Raw genomic sequence first — 15340 nt, 5'->3', positions numbered from 1 at the left:
CGGACGCACGTCAATGGCATCAGACGGCTGAGAACCGATGATCGGTTGCCGTCCGAATCTGTGCGGAACCTGAGAGGAACGTCACGTTGCGGTGATGTCCCAGCTTCGGATCGGCGCCTAGTCTGCCACCCGGACGGCCGTGGTCCGGACCAGATGTTCAGCGAACTACCAGGAAGGTCCCCCGAGGCACCTTACCTTCCGCGCCGTACGCGCCGCCGGGCGAGGCGGTGCGATCGCGCGCGGCAGGGCCAGAGAGACTATGGGGATGAGCAGAACCCGCTTTCGCCCGTCCCGCCGCTTCTGGCCCGTGTGCGCCGTCCTGGCCCTCGCGGTCACCGCGGCCGGTTGCAGCAGTACCGGAGGCAGACGCGCCGAGGAGGCCCGCGCCAAGGCCGCGGCCGCCGGCGGCAGCGCCGTCACCACCCCGCGCTGGAAGGTCGCCATGGTGACCCACGCCGGCGCCGGCGACGCCTTCTGGGACAGCGTGCGCAAGGGCGCCGAGCAGGCCGCCGCCAAGGACAACATCACCTTCCTGTACTCCAACGACGCGCAGACCCAGAACCAGGTCCAGCTCGTCCAGGCCGCCATCGACCAGAAGGTCGACGGTCTGCTGGTCACCCTCGCCAAGGGCGACGCCATGGCCGACGTCCTCGGCAAGGCCAAGGCGGCCGGCATCCCCGTGATCACCATCAACTCCGGTCAGGAGTTCTCCGCCAAGTTCGGCGCGCTCACCCACATCGGCCAGGACGAGACCACGGCCGGCCAGGCGGCCGGCGCGGAGCTGGCCTCCCGCGGCCGCAAGAACGTGCTGTGCGTGATCCACGAGCAGGGCAACGTCGGCCAGGAGCAGCGCTGCTCCGGCGCCCAGTCCAAGGCAGGTGCCACCTTCCAGGTGCTCTACGTCAACGGCGTCGACATGCCCGACGCCCGTGCCGCGATCTCCGCCAAGTTGCAGTCCGACCCGGGCATCGACACCGTGCTCACCCTCTCCGGCCCGATGGCCGCCACCGGGCTGCAGGCCGTCCAGGACACCCACCGGAACGTCGAGCTGGACACCTTCGACCTCGGCCAGCAGGTGGTGGCCGGCCTCAAGTCCGGCAGCGTCGGCTTCGCCGTCGACCAGCAGCCCTACCTCCAGGGCTACGAGGGCGTCGACCTGCTCTGGCTGTACAAGTCCAACCTGGACATGCTCGGCGGCGGCAAGCCCGTCGCGACCGGCCCGCAGATCCTGACCAAGGACAACGCCGACGCGCTCGCCGAGTACGTCGCGAGGGGGACCAGGTGAGCACCCCCGACCTCCTCGCCCAGGACGGCCTGCTCCAGGACCGCCCGGCGGCCCTGCGACGGATCCTCGCTCGCCCGGAGCTCGGCTCGCTGATCGCCGCCGCCGCGGTGTTCGCGGTCTTCGCCACCACCGCCGAGCCCTTCCTGCGGGTCTCCTCGCTCGGCACCGTGCTCTACGCGGCGTCCACCATCGGGATCATGGCCGTACCGGTCTCGCTGCTGATGATCGGCGGCGAGTTCGACCTGTCGGCCGGCGTCCTGGTCACCACCGCCGCACTGACCTCCTCGATGGTCTCGTACCAGTTCACCGCGGTCACTTGGGTCGGCGTCCTGGTCTCGCTGGTGACCACGCTGGCGATCGGCTGGTTCAACGGCTGGATGCTCGGCCGCACCAAGCTGCCCAGCTTCATCGTCACCCTGGGCACCTTCCTGATGCTGACCGGCGCCAACCTGGGCGTCACCAAGGCGATCTCCGGGACGGTCTCCACCAAGTTGATCGCGGACATGCAGGGCTTCGAGTCCTGCCGCTGGCTGTTCGCCTCCGAGGTCACCGTCGGCGGACTGACCGTCAAGGCCACCGTCTGGTGGTGGCTCGGCTTGCTCGCGGTCGGCAGCTGGGTGCTGCTGCGCACCCGCTTCGGCAACTGGATCTTCGCCGTCGGCGGCGACGCGGCCGCCGCCCGCGCGGTCGGCGTGCCGGTGGCCCGGACCAAGACGGTGCTCTACCTGGGCGTCGGCTTCGGCGCGTGGGTGCTCGGGCAGCACCTGCTGTTCTCCTTCGACACCGTGCAGTCCGGCGAGGGCGTCGGCAACGAGCTGATCTACATCGTCGCGGCGGTCATCGGCGGCTGCCTGATCACCGGCGGCTACGGCTCGGTGGTCGGCTCCGCGCTCGGCGCGCTGATCTTCGGGATGGCCAGCAAGGGGATCATCTACGCCCAGTGGAACCCGGACTGGTTCAAGTTCTTCCTCGGCGCGATGCTGCTGCTGGCCGCGCTGCTCAACGCCTACGTCAAGCGTCGGGCGGAACGGGGGCCGCGATGAGTACCGAGCTTCTGTCCCTGGAAGGCGTCGGCAAGACCTACGGGACGGTCCGGGCGCTGCAGGACGTCTCGCTGACCCTGCGGGCCGGCGAGATCAGCTGCGTGCTGGGCGACAACGGGGCCGGCAAGTCCACCCTGATCAAGATCATCGCCGGGCTGCACCAGCACGACGAGGGACGCTACAGCGTCGGCGGTGAGGAGGTCCGCCTCGACTCCCCGCGCCAGGCCCTGGACCGCGGCATCGCCACCGTCTACCAGGACCTCGCGGTCGTCCCGCTGATGCCTGTCTGGCGCAACTTCTTCCTCGGCTCCGAGCGGGGCGTGCGCCGCTGGGGCGGCCTGCGGCTGGACGCCGACGGCATGCGGGCCACCACCCGCGAGGCGCTCGCCAGGATGGGCATCGACCTGCACGACGTCGACCGGCCGATCGGCACCCTCTCCGGGGGCCAGCGCCAGTGCGTGGCGATCGCCCGTGCCGTGCACTTCGGTGCCAAGGTGCTCATCCTGGACGAGCCGACCGCGGCGCTCGGCGTCAAGCAGTCCGGGGTGGTGCTCAAGTACGTCACCGCGGCCCGCGACGCCGGGCTCGGGGTCGTCCTGATCACCCACAACCCGCACCACGCCTACCTCGTCGGGGACCATTTCACCCTGCTCAAGCGGGGGCGGATGGCCGGCAGCCACCCGCGTGCCGAGATCGGCCTGGAGCAGCTCGCCACCGAGATGGCGGGCGGCTCCGACCTCGCCGAGCTCTCGCACGAGCTGGCCCGGCCGGGTTCCGCCGAGCCCCGCACCGGCCCCGATTCCCGTGATTCCAGTGATCCCCGAGATTCCCGTGAGGAGCGTCCGCAGCCGTGACCAGCCCCCAAGGCAGCACCCGGCCGGCCGTCCTGCCCACCCTGCTCGGCCTCGGCCCGCGCGCCGAGCGCCGGCGCCGTGCCCTGCCCGCGGGGATACTGCGGCTGCCCACCATCGGCGTCGACATCGGCGGCACCAAGGTCGTCGCGGGAGTCGTCGACGGCGAGGGCAAGGTGCTGGAGAAGCTGCGCACCGACACCCCCCACAAGAGCAAGAGCCCCAAGGTCGTCGAGGACGTCATCGTCGAGCTGGTGCTGCAGCTCGCCGACCGGCACGACGTGCACGCGGTCGGCATCGGCGCGGCCGGCTGGGTCGACGCCGACCGCTCCCGAGTGCTCTTCGCCCCGCACCTCAACTGGCGCAACGAGCCGCTCCAGCAGGTGCTCAGCGAGCGGCTGCGCTTCCCGGTGATCGTGGAGAACGACGCCAACGCGGCCGCCTGGGCCGAGTGGCGCTTCGGCGCGGGGCGCGGCGAGGACCACATGGTGATGCTCACCCTGGGCACCGGTATCGGCGGCGCGGTCGTCCGGGACGGCTACGTCGACCGGGGCAAGTACGGCCTGGCGGGCGAGTTCGGGCACATGCAGGTGGTGCCCGGCGGCCACCGCTGCCCGTGCGGCAACCGGGGCTGCTGGGAGCAGTACTCCTCCGGCAACGCGCTGGTACGGGACGCCCGTGAGCTGGTCGCCGAGGAGTCCCCGGTGGTGCAGCCGCTGCTCGCCCGGGCGGGCGGCACGGTCGAGGGCATCACCGGGCCGTTGGTCACGGAGGCCGCCCAGGACGGCGACCCGACCGCGACCGAGCTGCTCTACGAGGTCGGCACCTGGCTGGGCGTGGGCATCGCCAACCTGGCCGCCGCCCTGGACCCGGGCCGCTTCGTCATCGGCGGCGGCGTCTCCGAGGCCGGCGACCTCCTCATCGGGCCGGCCCGCGACACCTTCCGCCGCACCCTCACCGGCCGCGGCTTCCGGCCCGAGGCCACCATCGTCCACGCCGCGCTCGGCAACGAGGCCGGGCTCGTCGGCGCCGCCGACCTGGCGCGTCAGGTCGCCCGCCGCTTCCGCACCATCAAGCGGCGGCGGGTGGAGCGCAGCACGCTGTAGGGGCGGGGGCCTCGGGGCGGGGGCGTCTGCGCCCCACGCCCCTCTCCGTCTGCGCCGCCCCTGGTGGGCGGCGCGGAGAACAGCCGATGGCTGACAACTTTCAGATGACAGATTTCATCAAACAGATTCCGTCATCTGCCTTCTGAATCCTGTCGACTGTCGGCCGCCTTCTGCGCCCCACTCCCGCCCAGCCTCAGCCGGCCGACTTCCAGCGGTCCCGGCCGTCGCTGCCGGGGCCGCATACCATCGGGGTGCCCTTCGTGGTGACGCCGGTCGCGCCGGCCGGGGAGCAGAAGGCTCCCGGGTGGACGGTCCCGGCGGAGCCGCCTCCCGAGCCGGTTTCGCCCGAGCTGGCTCCCCCGGTGCCGGATGCGCCAGCACTGCCACCTCCGGACGTCGAACCGCCCGATCCGGAGCCTCCGCTGCTACCTCCGGAGCTCGAGCCGCCACCGACACCGGCCCCCGGCTCGGCCGGTTGGGCGGTGGGGTGCGGGGTGGGCCTGGGTGCCGCCGGAGCCGGTGGCTCGGTGTGGTTCTGCGGGGCCTGGGTCGGCGCGGGCGGTTCCGGGGTGGGCGTCGCCGCCGGGGTCTCGGCCGGGGCAGGCGTGGCCGTCGGGGTCGGGTCCGGTGTGGGCGCCGGTGCAGGCGTCGGCGTCGCGGACGGCGTCGCGGTGGCCGACGGACTGGCCGTGGCCGCGATCGGTACCGGGGCGGGCACGTGGTCGGCCGGCTTGGGGTTGGTGACCGCGCCGAGCCACACCAGGCTGCAGAAGGCCGCCACGGCCGTGCTGGTGAGCTTGCGCCAGAGCGGCCGGGGCCACGTCCAGGCGATCGCGAAGGCCGCGAGCGGGAAGACCAGGAAGCTGGCGGCATGCACCGCGCGGTGCTGCCACCAGGGGCGGTGTGGCGGAACCGCCGGGAGCTGGGAGGGCAGGGGCGGAGGTGGTGGCGGATACACGGAGGAGCTGAGTCCTTCTGGTGGTGGGGTCATGGCGAACGCTCACACCGTATATAGATCGCATAAAGAGATGATTCCGTACGTTCGGAATCGATTCCGGAACGTGACCTCCGCATCCCCCTCTCCGCCGCCGCGTCAACTACCCGTCGGTAGTGATGTGGTGTGGTTGTCGGATCACTCCTCCTGTGGAACAACTGATGAGTTGACGTCGACTCAGGAGGACTCGGATGAGGGCTCTGACCCGTCTCGCGCCGTCGCTGTTGCTCGCCACCGCCCTGGTGTGGGCCACCACCGGGCCGGCCGGGGCCGCGGCGCCGCCGACGAAGGCGCCCGAGGCGGTGGGGTGGGGCGGAGCGGTGGCGAGTGTGGACGCCGACGCCACCGCGGCCGGGATCGAGGTGCTGCGCAAGGGCGGGAACGCGGTGGACGCGGCGGTCGCGGCCGCGGCGGCGCTCGGGGTGACCGAGCCGTACTCGTCCGGGGTCGGCGGTGGCGGGTACTTCGTCTACTACGACCACGCCACCGGCCGGGTGCACACCATCGACGGCCGCGAGGTGGCCGGCCGCACGGCCGACAGCGGGCTGTTCCTGGAGGGCGGCAAGCCGCTCGCCTTCGCCGACGCCGTCACCAGCGGCCTGTCCGTCGGCGTCCCCGGCACCCCCGCCACCTGGGATTCCGCCCTGCGCCAGTGGGGCACCCGCTCTCTCGCCCAGAACCTCGAACCCGCCGAGCGGATCGCCGAGAACGGCTTCGTCGTCGACGACACCTTCCGTGGCCAGACGGCCGACAACTACGACCGCTTCAAGGACTTCCCGGCCACCGCCAAGCTCTACCTGCCCGGCGGCAAGCCCCCGGAGGTCGGCACCGTCCTGCGCAACCCCGACCTCGCCGCCACCTACCGGCTGCTCGCCAAGGACGGCGTGAAGGCCTTCTACCAGGGCGAGTTGGCCAAGGACATCGTCAACACCGTTCAGCACCCGCCGGTCGACCCGGCCTCGGGCCGCAACGCCCGTCCCGGGAAGGTCGACACCGCCGACCTGTCCGCCTACCAGGTCCGCCGCCAGGCGCCCACCCACGTCGCCTACCGCGACTACGACGTCTACTCGATGGCCCCGTCCAGCTCCGGCGGCACCACCGTCGGCGAGGCGCTCCACATCCTGGAGGACGGAGACCTCTCGACCTACAGCAGCACGCAGTACTACCACCACTTCCTGGACGCCTCCCGGATAGCCTTCGCCGACCGCAACCGCTGGGTCGGCGACCCGGCCTTCAGCGACGTCCCGACCAAGCAACTGCTCTCCGAGCGCTACGCCGCCTCCCGGGCCTGCCTGATCAGCCCCGACCGCGCCCTCACCAGCCCGCTCGCCCCCGGCGACCCGCGCCACCCGGCCGACTGCGCCGACACCGGCCAGGCCGTCGCCGAGCCGTACGAGGGCCCCAACACGACCCACCTGACGGTCGCCGACCGCTGGGGCAACATCGTCTCGTACACCCTCACCATCGAGCAGACCGGCGGCAGCGGCATGACCGTCCCCGGCCGGGGCTTCCTGCTGAACAACGAGCTGACCGACTTCGACTTCGCCCCGCTCACCGCGGGCGTCCCCGACCCCAACCTGCCCGGCCCGGGCAAGCGGCCGCGCTCCTCGATGTCCCCGACCATCGTGTTGCGCGACGGCGAGCCGCTGCTGGCCACCGGCAGCCCGGGCGGCGCGACCATCATCACCACCACCCTGCAGGTGCTGCTCGGGCGGCTCGACCGCGGCCTGAGCCTGGAGCAGGCCATCGCCGCACCGCGCGCCAGCCAGCGCAACACCGTCGCCACCCAGGCCGAGCCCGGCTTCCTGGCACTGCCCGAGCGGTCCGGGCTGGAGGGCCTCGGGCACCAGTTCACGTCCGTGGCCGAGATCGGCGCCGCCACCGGCGTGGAGCGGCTGCCGGACGGCCGCTGGGTGGCCGCCGCCGAACCGGTGCGGCGCGGCGGCGGCTCGGCCGCGGTGGTCCGACCCGCGGGCTGATCGGATCGGCCTGTCAGTAGCGGGCGGTATGTTCGGGGTGGGCCTCCGCCGGGGGCCCACCCCCGTCCGTACCGACCGAACCACCGGGAAGGCCGCCCGCCGTGACCGTCCGCATCGCCACCTGGAACATCAACTCCGTCACCGCGCGGCTGCCCAAGCTCCTGGAATGGCTGGAGAGCGCCAAGCCCGACGTGCTCTGCCTCCAGGAGCTCAAGTGCGCGGCCGACGCCTTCCCCTACGACGAGGTCCGTGAGCTCGGCTACGAGACGGCCGCGCACGGCACCGGCCGGTGGAACGGCGTCGCCATCGTCTCCCGGCTCGGCCTGGAGGACGTCGTGCGCGGCCTGCCCGACCAGCCCGGCTTCCTCGCCGACGGCGCCATGCTGCCCGACGTCGAGCCGCGCGCCATCGCGGCCACCTGCGGCCCGGTCCGGGTCTGGTCGGTCTACGTGCCCAACGGCCGGGAGGTCGGCCACGCGCACTACCACTACAAGATGGAGTGGTTGGAGGCGCTGCGCAAGGCCGCCGTCGAGGACGCGGCCGGCCCGCGCCCCTTCGCCGTCCTCGGGGACTTCAACATCGCCCCCACCGACGAGGACGTCTACGACGTCGCCGCCTTCGATGGCCTCACCCACGTCACCCCCACCGAGCGCGCCGCGCTGGAGGCGCTCGACGGGATCGGCCTGCACGACGTGCTGCCGCGCCCGCTCAAGTACGACCGCCCCTACACCTACTGGGACTACCGCCAGCTGGCCTTCCCGAAGAACCGGGGCATGCGGATCGACCTCACCTACGCCAACAAGCCCTTCGTCGACGCCGTCACCGACAGCTACGTCGACCGCGAGGCCCGCAAGGGCAAGGGCACCTCGGACCACGCCCCGGTCGTGGTGGACCTGGACCTCTGAGCCACGAGAATCACGCTGGGTGACGGGCCGTCGCTCGAACGGTCCTGAGCGGTGGCCGGGTGCGAGGTGCCTGCCTACCGTCGGTGAATGACCGGGTGCAGTTGAAAGACCACGTGGACATGGGAGTCCCTGGCTGCGCCCGAGAATCCCGGAGGTTCCGGCATGCGCCCCATGCGTACGGCCGCCGCCGCCCTGATCGGTGCGACGGTGCTGACCGGTCTGACGGCCCCCCTCGCCTCAGCCAGGGACGGTGCGGCCTCGGTCAGCCCGTCCCGGGCCGCACCGGGCCAGTCCGTGACGGTCACGGTCTCCTGCGAGAAGTCGGACAAGCCCGACGCCAAGACCGTCACCGCGCACTCCGCCGCCTTCGAGGGCGGCCCCGCGACGCTCACCCTGGGCGCGGACGGCAAGCACACCGGTTCCGCCCGGCTGGCCTCCCAGCACCAGGGGGACAGCAAGGTCGACGGCACCTGTCCGAACGGCGGCGCCTTCTCGACCAGTGTCACGGTCACCACCGCGGCGGACACCAGCCCTGACAAGGGCCTCGGCGACTGGGGCAAGGCCGCGGGGGAGTGGGCCGGCTCGCTCGGCCAGTCCGGTGTCGGCAGCCAGCAGGTCGCCCCGAACGGCGCGGTGAATTCCGGCCTCGGCGGTTCGGTCGCGGGCAACCCGGCGGAGCTGGCCGGCGGTCTGGCGCTGGTCGTGGGCGGTGTCGGCGGCTTCTGGCTGCTCCGGAGGCGCAGTGCCTGACGGCCCTCGCCTCCTTCGCGTTTCCGCGTCGCGCCGCCGGCCCCTGCCGGGACCGGTGGCGCGGTGGTGCGTCAGGCGGCCGCCCGCTCCTGCCGATCCTCGTGCTGGAGGATGCCGCTGGCCAGCAGGTACTGGGCCAGGACGTACGTCGCCATGATCCAGAACTGATGCCCCGGCAGCTCGCGCCACTTCGCCAGCTGGGTGGCGATCAGCGTGTCGGACAGCAGGAACAGCGCCCCGCCCAAGCCGGTCCGCCAGCCCAGCCCGGCCGAGGTGACGGCCGTCGAGGTGAGCAGCAGGCTGTAGCCGGCCACCGGGACCTTCAGCTCCCCGAGGTCCGGCCAGAGCTGACTGACCAGGCCCACCCAGGCCGTCGCGTACGCGGCCGCGACCACCAGCGTGCGACGCCGGTCGGTGAGCGCCCCGCGCTGGACGAACATCGTCACGTAACAGACGTGCGCGGCGGCGAAGGAGCCCATGCCGGCCAGGAACGCGGGGTCGTTCTTCAGCTGCAACAGCACGTCCCCTCCCGCGCTCGCCAGCAGCGCCGGCGCCAGCAGCTTCGGAGCCTGCCGCCCTGCCGTCGTGGCCGCCGTCACGCTGTGCGCGGCCAGCAGCGGCATCAGGGCGGGCTTGGTGGCGTTCTGCACCACCGAGGCCCCGGAAAGGATCGAGCCCAGGTGCGCCGCCGAGGTGGCCGCGAAGCCGCCGAGCAGGCCGGTGGCCGAACGCAGGCGTGCGCCGAGGCCGGTGGCACGGGTGGTCGTACGGATACTCATGCGGCTGCTGCCTCCGGAGTCGCTCGGACGGGGGATCCACCGACCCTAAGGGAGCCGACCGGGCCGGGGAAGAGCAGGTTACCGGTGCGTAACCCGGGCCGGGTACGGCGGATGACGGGACGGCCGGGTAGCGGAGGGCGCGCGGCCGCTTCGAGGGCTCTTGCGGAGAGTTCCTCAGGAGGGCGGTTGCTGCCACCGGGTGGGCCGGTCACCGTCTAGTCTGGATCCCGACATGGAGCAGCAGGAGTACGCGGTCGGCGCCACCCGGGTGGCCGTCGGCAGGCCGGACGCACGCACGGGCGGGGCAGGACGGGGAACCGCCGACGCCGTCCTCGCCGTACGCGAAGCCGGGTCCCCGCGGGGCTCCTTGCCGGACTCCTCGCAGGGCTCGTCGCCGGGCTCTTCGCCGGACGCCTCGCCGGCCTCCGGGCCGGACGTCGATCCCGCCGAAGCCGACGCGCTTCCTGGGCCCGCCCCCGAGGGCGGTGCTGACGGCCCGCAGGCGGCCGGGGAGGTCCTCTCGCCCGACCCGGGACTGCTGCGGCTCGCCCACTGGTTCGCCGCCGCCAACCCCGGCGCCGCGGACGACCTGTGCACCGCCTCCTTCGGCCTCTACCCCGCCCGCCACCTCGGCGCCCCCGCCGAGCCCGCCGACCCCGGCATCAGCTGGTGGCACGGCCCGACCGCCCACGGCGCCACCGTCCCGCGCGCCCGAGAGGCCCGGACCGACGGCGGCCCGCGCCGCGCCCGGCGCGACGAGGCCGCACTGCCCGTCGTCCGGTCAGGCGCCAAGCCGGGCAGGCCCGGCAGGCACCGCAGGCCGGAGCGGCTCCGGGAGCTCCCGGGCGCGACCTCCGGTTCGCAGGATCGTTGCGGCGCGGAGCTCCCGGACGCCGAACGCCGCATCGCCGCCCGGCTGCTGCTCGCCCATCCGCTGGTCACCGCCTCCGGCCCGCACGCCGACGGCTTCCCGCTGATCCGCCGTCACCGCGACTGGCTCACCGAACGCTTCGACACCCTGCTCGGCTACCGTCTGGTCGTCGGCCCCTGGCACGCCCGGCTCTGCAAGGCGGGCCTCGGCCCCGGCGCCGCCCGCCGCCTCGAACACCCCACCACCGGAGCCCCGTTCACGCCGGCCGGCTACGCCCAACTCGCGCTCGCCCTCGCGCTGCTGGTCGACGCCCCCCGGCAACTCCCGTACGGGCGGCTGCTCGACGCGATGCGCGCCGCCGCGCCCGAACTCGCCGCCGCGCCCGCCGACCTCGCGATGGCGCTCGCCGCGCTCGCCACCTGGCAGGTGCTCGGCGAACTGCCGTCCGACCCGGCCGACTCCGCCTTCGTGCTGACCGTCGACCGCGAACTGGCCCGCGCCGTCCCGGCCGGTCCGCCCGCCCTCGCCGACGACGCCGCCGACCTCATCCGCCGTGCCGCCGAGGCCGAGCCCGCCACCGCCGTCCGCCGTCTCCTCGCCGAGACCCCCGCCGTCCTCGCCGCCGACCTCCCCGAGGACCGGCGCAGCTGGCTGCACCAGCACCGACTCAGCGGCCCGGCCGCGCTCGCCGAATTCCTCGGCCTGGAGACCGAACTGCGGGCCGAGGGCGTCGCCCTGCTCGATCCGGCCGCCGAACTCACCGACCTCGCCCTCCCCGGTACCGGCACCCTCGCCCAGGCCACCCTGCTGCTGGTCGAGCGCCTGGTCGAGGAGGTCCGCCCGCTGCCCGGCGAGACCGCCGAGGGCGACGTCCCGATCGCGGACGCCCTGATAGACGGCGTCCTCGGCGACATCACCGACGAGTACGGCCTCCCCACCCACTACCTCGCCGACCGCACCGCCCTCCGCCGCGACGCCCTCGACCTCCTCCACCGTCTCGGTCTCATCACCCCCACCCCCCGCACCACCTGGCTCCTCCGCCCCCCGGCCGCCCGCTACGCCCCGGCCCCCGACCTCCACCCCACCCCCGGCACCGGCCGCCACTCCCGCCCGGCCACCCCACCCCCGGCGGCGGCACGCGCGGAGCAGCGGGCCTAGCGGAATTCGGTCCGCCCGCCCGCCTGTGCAGGCAGGAGCGGGACTCAGGGCAGCGTGCGGCGGCCACCGTCGGTGCTCCTCCCTCGTGCGGCATGCGCCGCCCGCGAGGACGGCGGCATTCGCACGGAAAGTCGACCGGGCCGACTTCTCGCACTACGTGCTCGCCGCCCGGGCCACTGGTCCGGTGCCCCGGTGGTCGGTGTCGACCGCCCGTAGGGCGTTGAGGCCGCCGGGAGCGGGAACGCGAAGGCACCGCGTCCGGGGTGGACGGCGGTGCTGGGCGGGGCCGGCTACTTGCCGGCGGCGGTGGTGGTGGCGAGGGAGCCGTGTTGGAGGGTTTCGACCGTGGCGCCGACGCCGAGGGTGCCGAGTGCGATGGAGGCGAGGACGGCGGTGCAGGCGAGGAGGCGGCGGTGGCGCTGGGGGAGAGGGAAGCGCGGTTCCTGGTAGGGCGCCTGAGGGCTGGCGTTCATGACAGGAAGGCTCTCAGGGCGGTGTGAACGGTCGGTACGCGCGGGTGAAGTCCGGACGGGGGTTGGGCGTCGGTTGGCCGCATACGCCCCACTCGGCCGGCGGGTGGGGCGTATGTGCTGGTCAGCGGGGTCGTCCAGGTGCGTTGAGGGGCTCACCGACGGCGACACGTACGGCGTCGCGGAGGCCGTGGGCGCGGTGGAGGCGGGAGGGTCCGGCGGCCGGGTCCTCGCGGAGTCGGTCAGTGGGTCGGCGATCGCCGTCGCGCGGTCGCGGCGACTCCACGCCTGGGGTGGATCCCGGTGAGGGCCCCCGTCCCGTCAGGTCGTCGAAGGGGGGCGTCAGGCCGCCTGCTTCTCGCTCGGCTGGTTCGTGGCGGCGAGGTAGCGGGAGAGGGCCCGGCGGCTGCGGGTGAGGTCGTCGATCCGGGCGTCCAGGTCGGCGAGTTCGCCGCGCAGGGTGGCGACCAGGTTCGGGCAGGCCTCCAGCACGGGCATCGGGCCGGTGGCGCAGGGCAGCAGTTCGGCGATGACCCGGGTGGACAGCCCGGCCGCGAGCAGGCTGCGGATCTGCCACACCCGTACGGTGTCCTCCTCGCCGTACTCCCGGTAGCCGGCCGAGGTGCGGGCGGGCTGGAGCAGGCCCTGCTCCTCGTAGTAGCGGAGCAGACGGGTGGACACCCCGGTCAGGTGGGCGAGTTCTCCGATGCGCATGATCGGGCAACGCGGCCGACGGCCGGGGTGTTCCCGCCCGTCTCAGGCCTTCACGAACTCCAGCATCACGTCGCGCAGTTGGGGCAGCGCGTCGATCGTCGGCAGGTGCCCGCCGGGGAGTTCGACGAAGCGGGCGCCGGGGATGCCCGAGGCCAGCAGGCGGTGCTGGGAGGGCTGGACGAGCATGTCCTCGGCGGTGCCGACCACGGTCGTCGGGACGGCGATCGCTGGCAGCTCCTCGCGCACGTCGACCCGGGCGGCGAGCCGGAACTGCTGCCGGAAGCCCGCAGGCAGCGGGGACTTGAGCGCCTCCTCCAGCTCCGTGCGCTGCTCGGCGGGCAGCGCGTCCACCCAGGTGTGGCCGAAGACGACGGTGAGCATCAGCCGGGCGAGGTCGGCCGGCCGGTCCTCGAGGTCGACCATCAGCTCCGAGAGCATGCTCAGCCGCGCCGAGCCGCCGGCCACGCCCGCGAGCAGCAGCAGCGAGCGGACCCGTTCGGGATGACGGGTGGCGATCCGGACCGCGACGGCCGCGCCCAGCGAGAAGCCGGCCAGGTCGAAGGTGGACAGGCCCTCCTCGTCGGCGGTGGCGACCAGCCGCTCGGCGAGCTCGTCGAGGGTGGGCTCGCCGGGCTCGTACGGGCTGTCGCCGGAGCCGGGGTAGTCGGGGGCGACGACGGTGCGGTGCGCGGCGAGGTCGGGCAGCAGCGGGCCCCAGTTGTCCCAGGCGCTGCCGGCGGCGCCGTGGGCGAGCAGCAGGCCGGGGCCGGAGCCCTGGACGATCCGGGCGAGCGGGGCGAACGGCGTGGCGGTGGACGGCATGAGGGCCTCCTCGGTGGGGCGGGCGGGATCGCATGGGATTGCTCCGACGACGGGAACGCTAGGAGTTCACACTGGTGGGAAGGTCAAGTGGAGGATCGAGGCGGCCGTTCAACCGGAGGATCAAGGCTGTCGTGGTTACGTAACGCGCCGGAGCGCCTACGCTGAGGGAAGGAGCGCCATCCGGACAGTGTCGTCCGGATGCCGCCGCGCTCCGCCGCCGGGGCGCTCACCGTGCCCGTGTTGGCCGCGCCGGTGTTCGCCCCGGGCCGGGCGGCCGCCGAGGAGGTGCCCAGGCCCGTGCCCGGAATCGTCAAACCGCTTCCTGCCGAGTGGTTCGTCCCGCACGACACCAACGCCGAGATGCGCTGGGACGCGCTGCGCGACGCCGACGGCAAAGCCGCGATCGGCCGCCATGTGCCGACGGAGCGGTTCTTCGTCCGCAACCACACCGGCACCCCGCTGATCGACCCGGACGGCTGGCGGCTGAGGCTGTTCGGCAGCGGCCTGCGCGGCGCCCCGACGGCCGGTCGGGCGGTCGAGTTCGGCCTGGCGGACCTGCGGGCGCTGCCGTCGACCAGGATCGACGCGCTGATCGAGTGCGCCGGCAACGGACGCAGCTACTACCGCGGCCAGCAGCACCAGAGCGTGCCCGGCACACCGTGGACGCTCGGCGGCGTCGGCTCGGCGAGCTGGCGCGGGGTCCGGCTGGCCGAGGTGCTGCGGGCGGCCGGGCTGACGGACGACGCGGTGGACCTGCTGCCGGTCGGCCTGGACCCGGACTACGTGGTCGGCGGCGAGAACTACGGGCCGGTGCGCCGCCCGCTGCCGGTCGCCAAGGCACTGGACGACGTGCTGCTCGCCTACGAGATGAACGACGAGCCGCTGACCCCCGACCACGGCGCGCCGGCCCGGCTGGTGGTGCCCGGCTGGGTGGGCATCGCCTCGATCAAGTGGGTCGGCAGCATCGAGGTGGCCGACCACCCGCTCCGGTCGCCGTGGAACACCGACTTCTACCGGATGTTCGGCCCGGACTACCCGCCCGGCGGCGGAGCCCCGCTCAGCACCCAGGTGGTCAAGTCGGCCTTCGAACTGGCCGTCGGCGCGGTGCTGGCGGCCGGGCACGAGCACCGGCTGCACGGGCGGTCCTGGTCCGGCGCCGCCCCGGTGGACCGGGTCGAGGTGAGTACCGACGGCGGCCGGACCTGGCGGCCCGCCGAGCTGCGCGAGGAGCCGCTCGCCGACAACTGGACGCGCTGGAGCGTCGACTGGCGCCCCGACCGGCCCGGCCCGTACGAGCTGCGCGCCCGCGCGACGGACCGCCTCGGCGGCGGCCAGCCGGAGCGGGCGCCGTTCAACCGGGAGGGCTACCTGTTCGGCGCGGTGGTGGCGCACCCGGTGACGGTGGTCTGAGCGTCTCTGATCAGCTAAGCGGTCCTGTGTGATCCACGGGTTGCGGGATCGGTTCGGATCGTTTCCCATCTGGGTGGGGTGGCGTGGGCGTGCAGGTGGAAGCCCGCGCCCAACGCCGCCCCTCTCGGTCTGTGCCGGACGGTGGGTGTGCTGATCGTTGTCACGTCCTGGTGCCGGTGGGCTGCGCGGGGCAGCCGCCGGTC

General features: G+C 73.6%; 14 protein-coding genes. 9 read left to right on the top strand and 5 right to left on the bottom strand.

What is annotated here, in order from left to right; genetic code table 11:
- Window positions 1-265 precede the first annotated feature (265 nt).
- From ACFQ87_RS34965 to ACFQ87_RS34950, 4 genes are read left to right on the top strand one after another with little or no spacing between them, the layout of a single operon-like run.
- Window positions 266-1285 carry a sugar ABC transporter substrate-binding protein gene (locus tag ACFQ87_RS34965; RefSeq protein WP_380614942.1) on the top strand — a complete coding sequence of 340 codons (1020 nt, stop codon included), beginning with the start codon at window positions 266-268 and terminating at the stop codon, window positions 1283-1285.
- Entirely contained in the window at window positions 1282-2328 is a 1047-nt protein-coding gene (locus ACFQ87_RS34960; RefSeq protein WP_380614941.1) for an ABC transporter permease, read from the top strand. Before ACFQ87_RS34965 ends, ACFQ87_RS34960 begins: the two co-directional genes overlap by 4 nt.
- Window positions 2325-3182 (top strand): ATP-binding cassette domain-containing protein, encoded by an 858-nt coding sequence (locus tag ACFQ87_RS34955; protein WP_380614940.1) that lies wholly within the window; start codon window positions 2325-2327, stop codon window positions 3180-3182. The genes ACFQ87_RS34960 and ACFQ87_RS34955 overlap by 4 nt, the downstream gene beginning before the upstream one ends.
- Entirely contained in the window at window positions 3179-4285 is a 1107-nt protein-coding gene (locus ACFQ87_RS34950; protein WP_380614939.1) for an ROK family glucokinase, read from the top strand. Before ACFQ87_RS34955 ends, ACFQ87_RS34950 begins: the two co-directional genes overlap by 4 nt.
- Before the next feature lie 193 nt (window positions 4286-4478).
- Here the strand turns inward: ACFQ87_RS34950 and ACFQ87_RS34945 are convergent, their stop codons facing one another.
- Complete coding sequence (locus ACFQ87_RS34945) at window positions 4479-5162, bottom strand: hypothetical protein (protein WP_380614938.1); 684 nt, start codon at window positions 5160-5162, stop codon at window positions 4479-4481.
- 308 nt (window positions 5163-5470) lie between these two features.
- Here ACFQ87_RS34945 and ggt point away from each other — a divergent pair, with 308 nt between their 5' ends.
- The 3 genes from ggt to ACFQ87_RS34930 all read left to right on the top strand — a co-directional run bounded on the left by ggt (window position 5471) and on the right by ACFQ87_RS34930 (window position 8913).
- A complete protein-coding gene (gene ggt / locus ACFQ87_RS34940; RefSeq protein WP_380614937.1) occupies window positions 5471-7258 on the top strand; it encodes a gamma-glutamyltransferase in 1788 nt (595 codons plus the stop codon).
- A gap of 101 nt (window positions 7259-7359) precedes the next feature.
- Window positions 7360-8163, top strand: a complete 804-nt coding sequence (locus ACFQ87_RS34935) for an exodeoxyribonuclease III (protein ID WP_380614936.1) — start codon at window positions 7360-7362, stop codon at window positions 8161-8163.
- A 162-nt stretch (window positions 8164-8325) separates the two neighbouring features.
- Window positions 8326-8913 carry a hypothetical protein gene (locus ACFQ87_RS34930; RefSeq protein ID WP_380614935.1) on the top strand — a complete coding sequence of 196 codons (588 nt, stop codon included), beginning with the start codon at window positions 8326-8328 and terminating at the stop codon, window positions 8911-8913.
- Between the two features lie 71 nt (window positions 8914-8984).
- Here the strand turns inward: ACFQ87_RS34930 and ACFQ87_RS34925 are convergent, their stop codons facing one another.
- The gene (locus tag ACFQ87_RS34925) at window positions 8985-9692 is read right to left on the bottom strand and encodes a lysoplasmalogenase (protein WP_380614934.1); all 708 of its coding nucleotides are present in this window, start codon (window positions 9690-9692) and stop codon (window positions 8985-8987) included.
- A gap of 232 nt (window positions 9693-9924) precedes the next feature.
- Here ACFQ87_RS34925 and ACFQ87_RS34920 point away from each other — a divergent pair, with 232 nt between their 5' ends.
- The gene (locus ACFQ87_RS34920; RefSeq protein WP_380614933.1) at window positions 9925-11721 is read left to right on the top strand and encodes a DUF2398 family protein; all 1797 of its coding nucleotides are present in this window, start codon (window positions 9925-9927) and stop codon (window positions 11719-11721) included.
- Window positions 11722-12011: 290 nt separating this feature from the next.
- Here the strand turns inward: ACFQ87_RS34920 and ACFQ87_RS34915 are convergent, their stop codons facing one another.
- From ACFQ87_RS34915 to ACFQ87_RS34905, 3 genes are all read right to left on the bottom strand, one after another.
- On the bottom strand, window positions 12012-12194 hold the full coding sequence (locus tag ACFQ87_RS34915) for a hypothetical protein (RefSeq protein ID WP_380614932.1): 183 nt from the start codon (window positions 12192-12194) through the stop codon (window positions 12012-12014).
- A 339-nt stretch (window positions 12195-12533) separates the two neighbouring features.
- Window positions 12534-12905: a MerR family transcriptional regulator gene (locus ACFQ87_RS34910; protein WP_380614931.1), complete on the bottom strand. Its 372-nt coding sequence runs from the start codon at window positions 12903-12905 to the stop codon at window positions 12534-12536.
- Window positions 12906-12947: 42 nt separating this feature from the next.
- On the bottom strand, window positions 12948-13727 hold the full coding sequence (locus ACFQ87_RS34905; RefSeq protein ID WP_380614930.1) for an alpha/beta fold hydrolase: 780 nt from the start codon (window positions 13725-13727) through the stop codon (window positions 12948-12950).
- Between the two features lie 198 nt (window positions 13728-13925).
- Here ACFQ87_RS34905 and ACFQ87_RS34900 point away from each other — a divergent pair, with 198 nt between their 5' ends.
- Window positions 13926-15137, top strand: coding sequence for a sulfite oxidase (locus ACFQ87_RS34900; RefSeq protein ID WP_380614929.1), 1212 nt, complete (start codon window positions 13926-13928; stop codon window positions 15135-15137).
- The last annotated feature ends 203 nt before the right edge of the window (window positions 15138-15340 follow it).

Source organism: Kitasatospora sp. NPDC056531 (assembly GCF_042794375.1).
Lineage (GTDB): Bacteria > Actinomycetota > Actinomycetes > Streptomycetales > Streptomycetaceae > Kitasatospora.
The sequence above is the reverse complement of the archived record's forward strand: the minus strand, read 5'-3'. Positions and strand labels throughout refer to the sequence as shown.

Excerpts from the sequence above, each read along its gene's own strand:
- ACFQ87_RS34925 (WP_380614934.1), bottom strand. The coding sequence starts at position 9,692 with ATGAGTATCCGTACGACCACCCGTGCCACCGGCCTCGGCGCACGCCTG.
- ACFQ87_RS34930 (WP_380614935.1), top strand. The coding sequence starts at position 8,326 with ATGCGCCCCATGCGTACGGCCGCCGCCGCCCTGATCGGTGCGACGGTG.
- ggt (WP_380614937.1), top strand. The coding sequence starts at position 5,471 with ATGAGGGCTCTGACCCGTCTCGCGCCGTCGCTGTTGCTCGCCACCGCC.
- ACFQ87_RS34910 (WP_380614931.1), bottom strand. The coding sequence starts at position 12,905 with ATGCGCATCGGAGAACTCGCCCACCTGACCGGGGTGTCCACCCGTCTG.
- ACFQ87_RS34900 (WP_380614929.1), top strand. The coding sequence starts at position 13,926 with ATGCCGCCGCGCTCCGCCGCCGGGGCGCTCACCGTGCCCGTGTTGGCC.
- ACFQ87_RS34915 (WP_380614932.1), bottom strand. The coding sequence starts at position 12,194 with ATGAACGCCAGCCCTCAGGCGCCCTACCAGGAACCGCGCTTCCCTCTC.
- ACFQ87_RS34920 (WP_380614933.1), top strand. The coding sequence starts at position 9,925 with ATGGAGCAGCAGGAGTACGCGGTCGGCGCCACCCGGGTGGCCGTCGGC.
- ACFQ87_RS34905 (WP_380614930.1), bottom strand. The coding sequence starts at position 13,727 with ATGCCGTCCACCGCCACGCCGTTCGCCCCGCTCGCCCGGATCGTCCAG.
- ACFQ87_RS34965 (WP_380614942.1), top strand. The coding sequence starts at position 266 with ATGAGCAGAACCCGCTTTCGCCCGTCCCGCCGCTTCTGGCCCGTGTGC.
- ACFQ87_RS34955 (WP_380614940.1), top strand. The coding sequence starts at position 2,325 with ATGAGTACCGAGCTTCTGTCCCTGGAAGGCGTCGGCAAGACCTACGGG.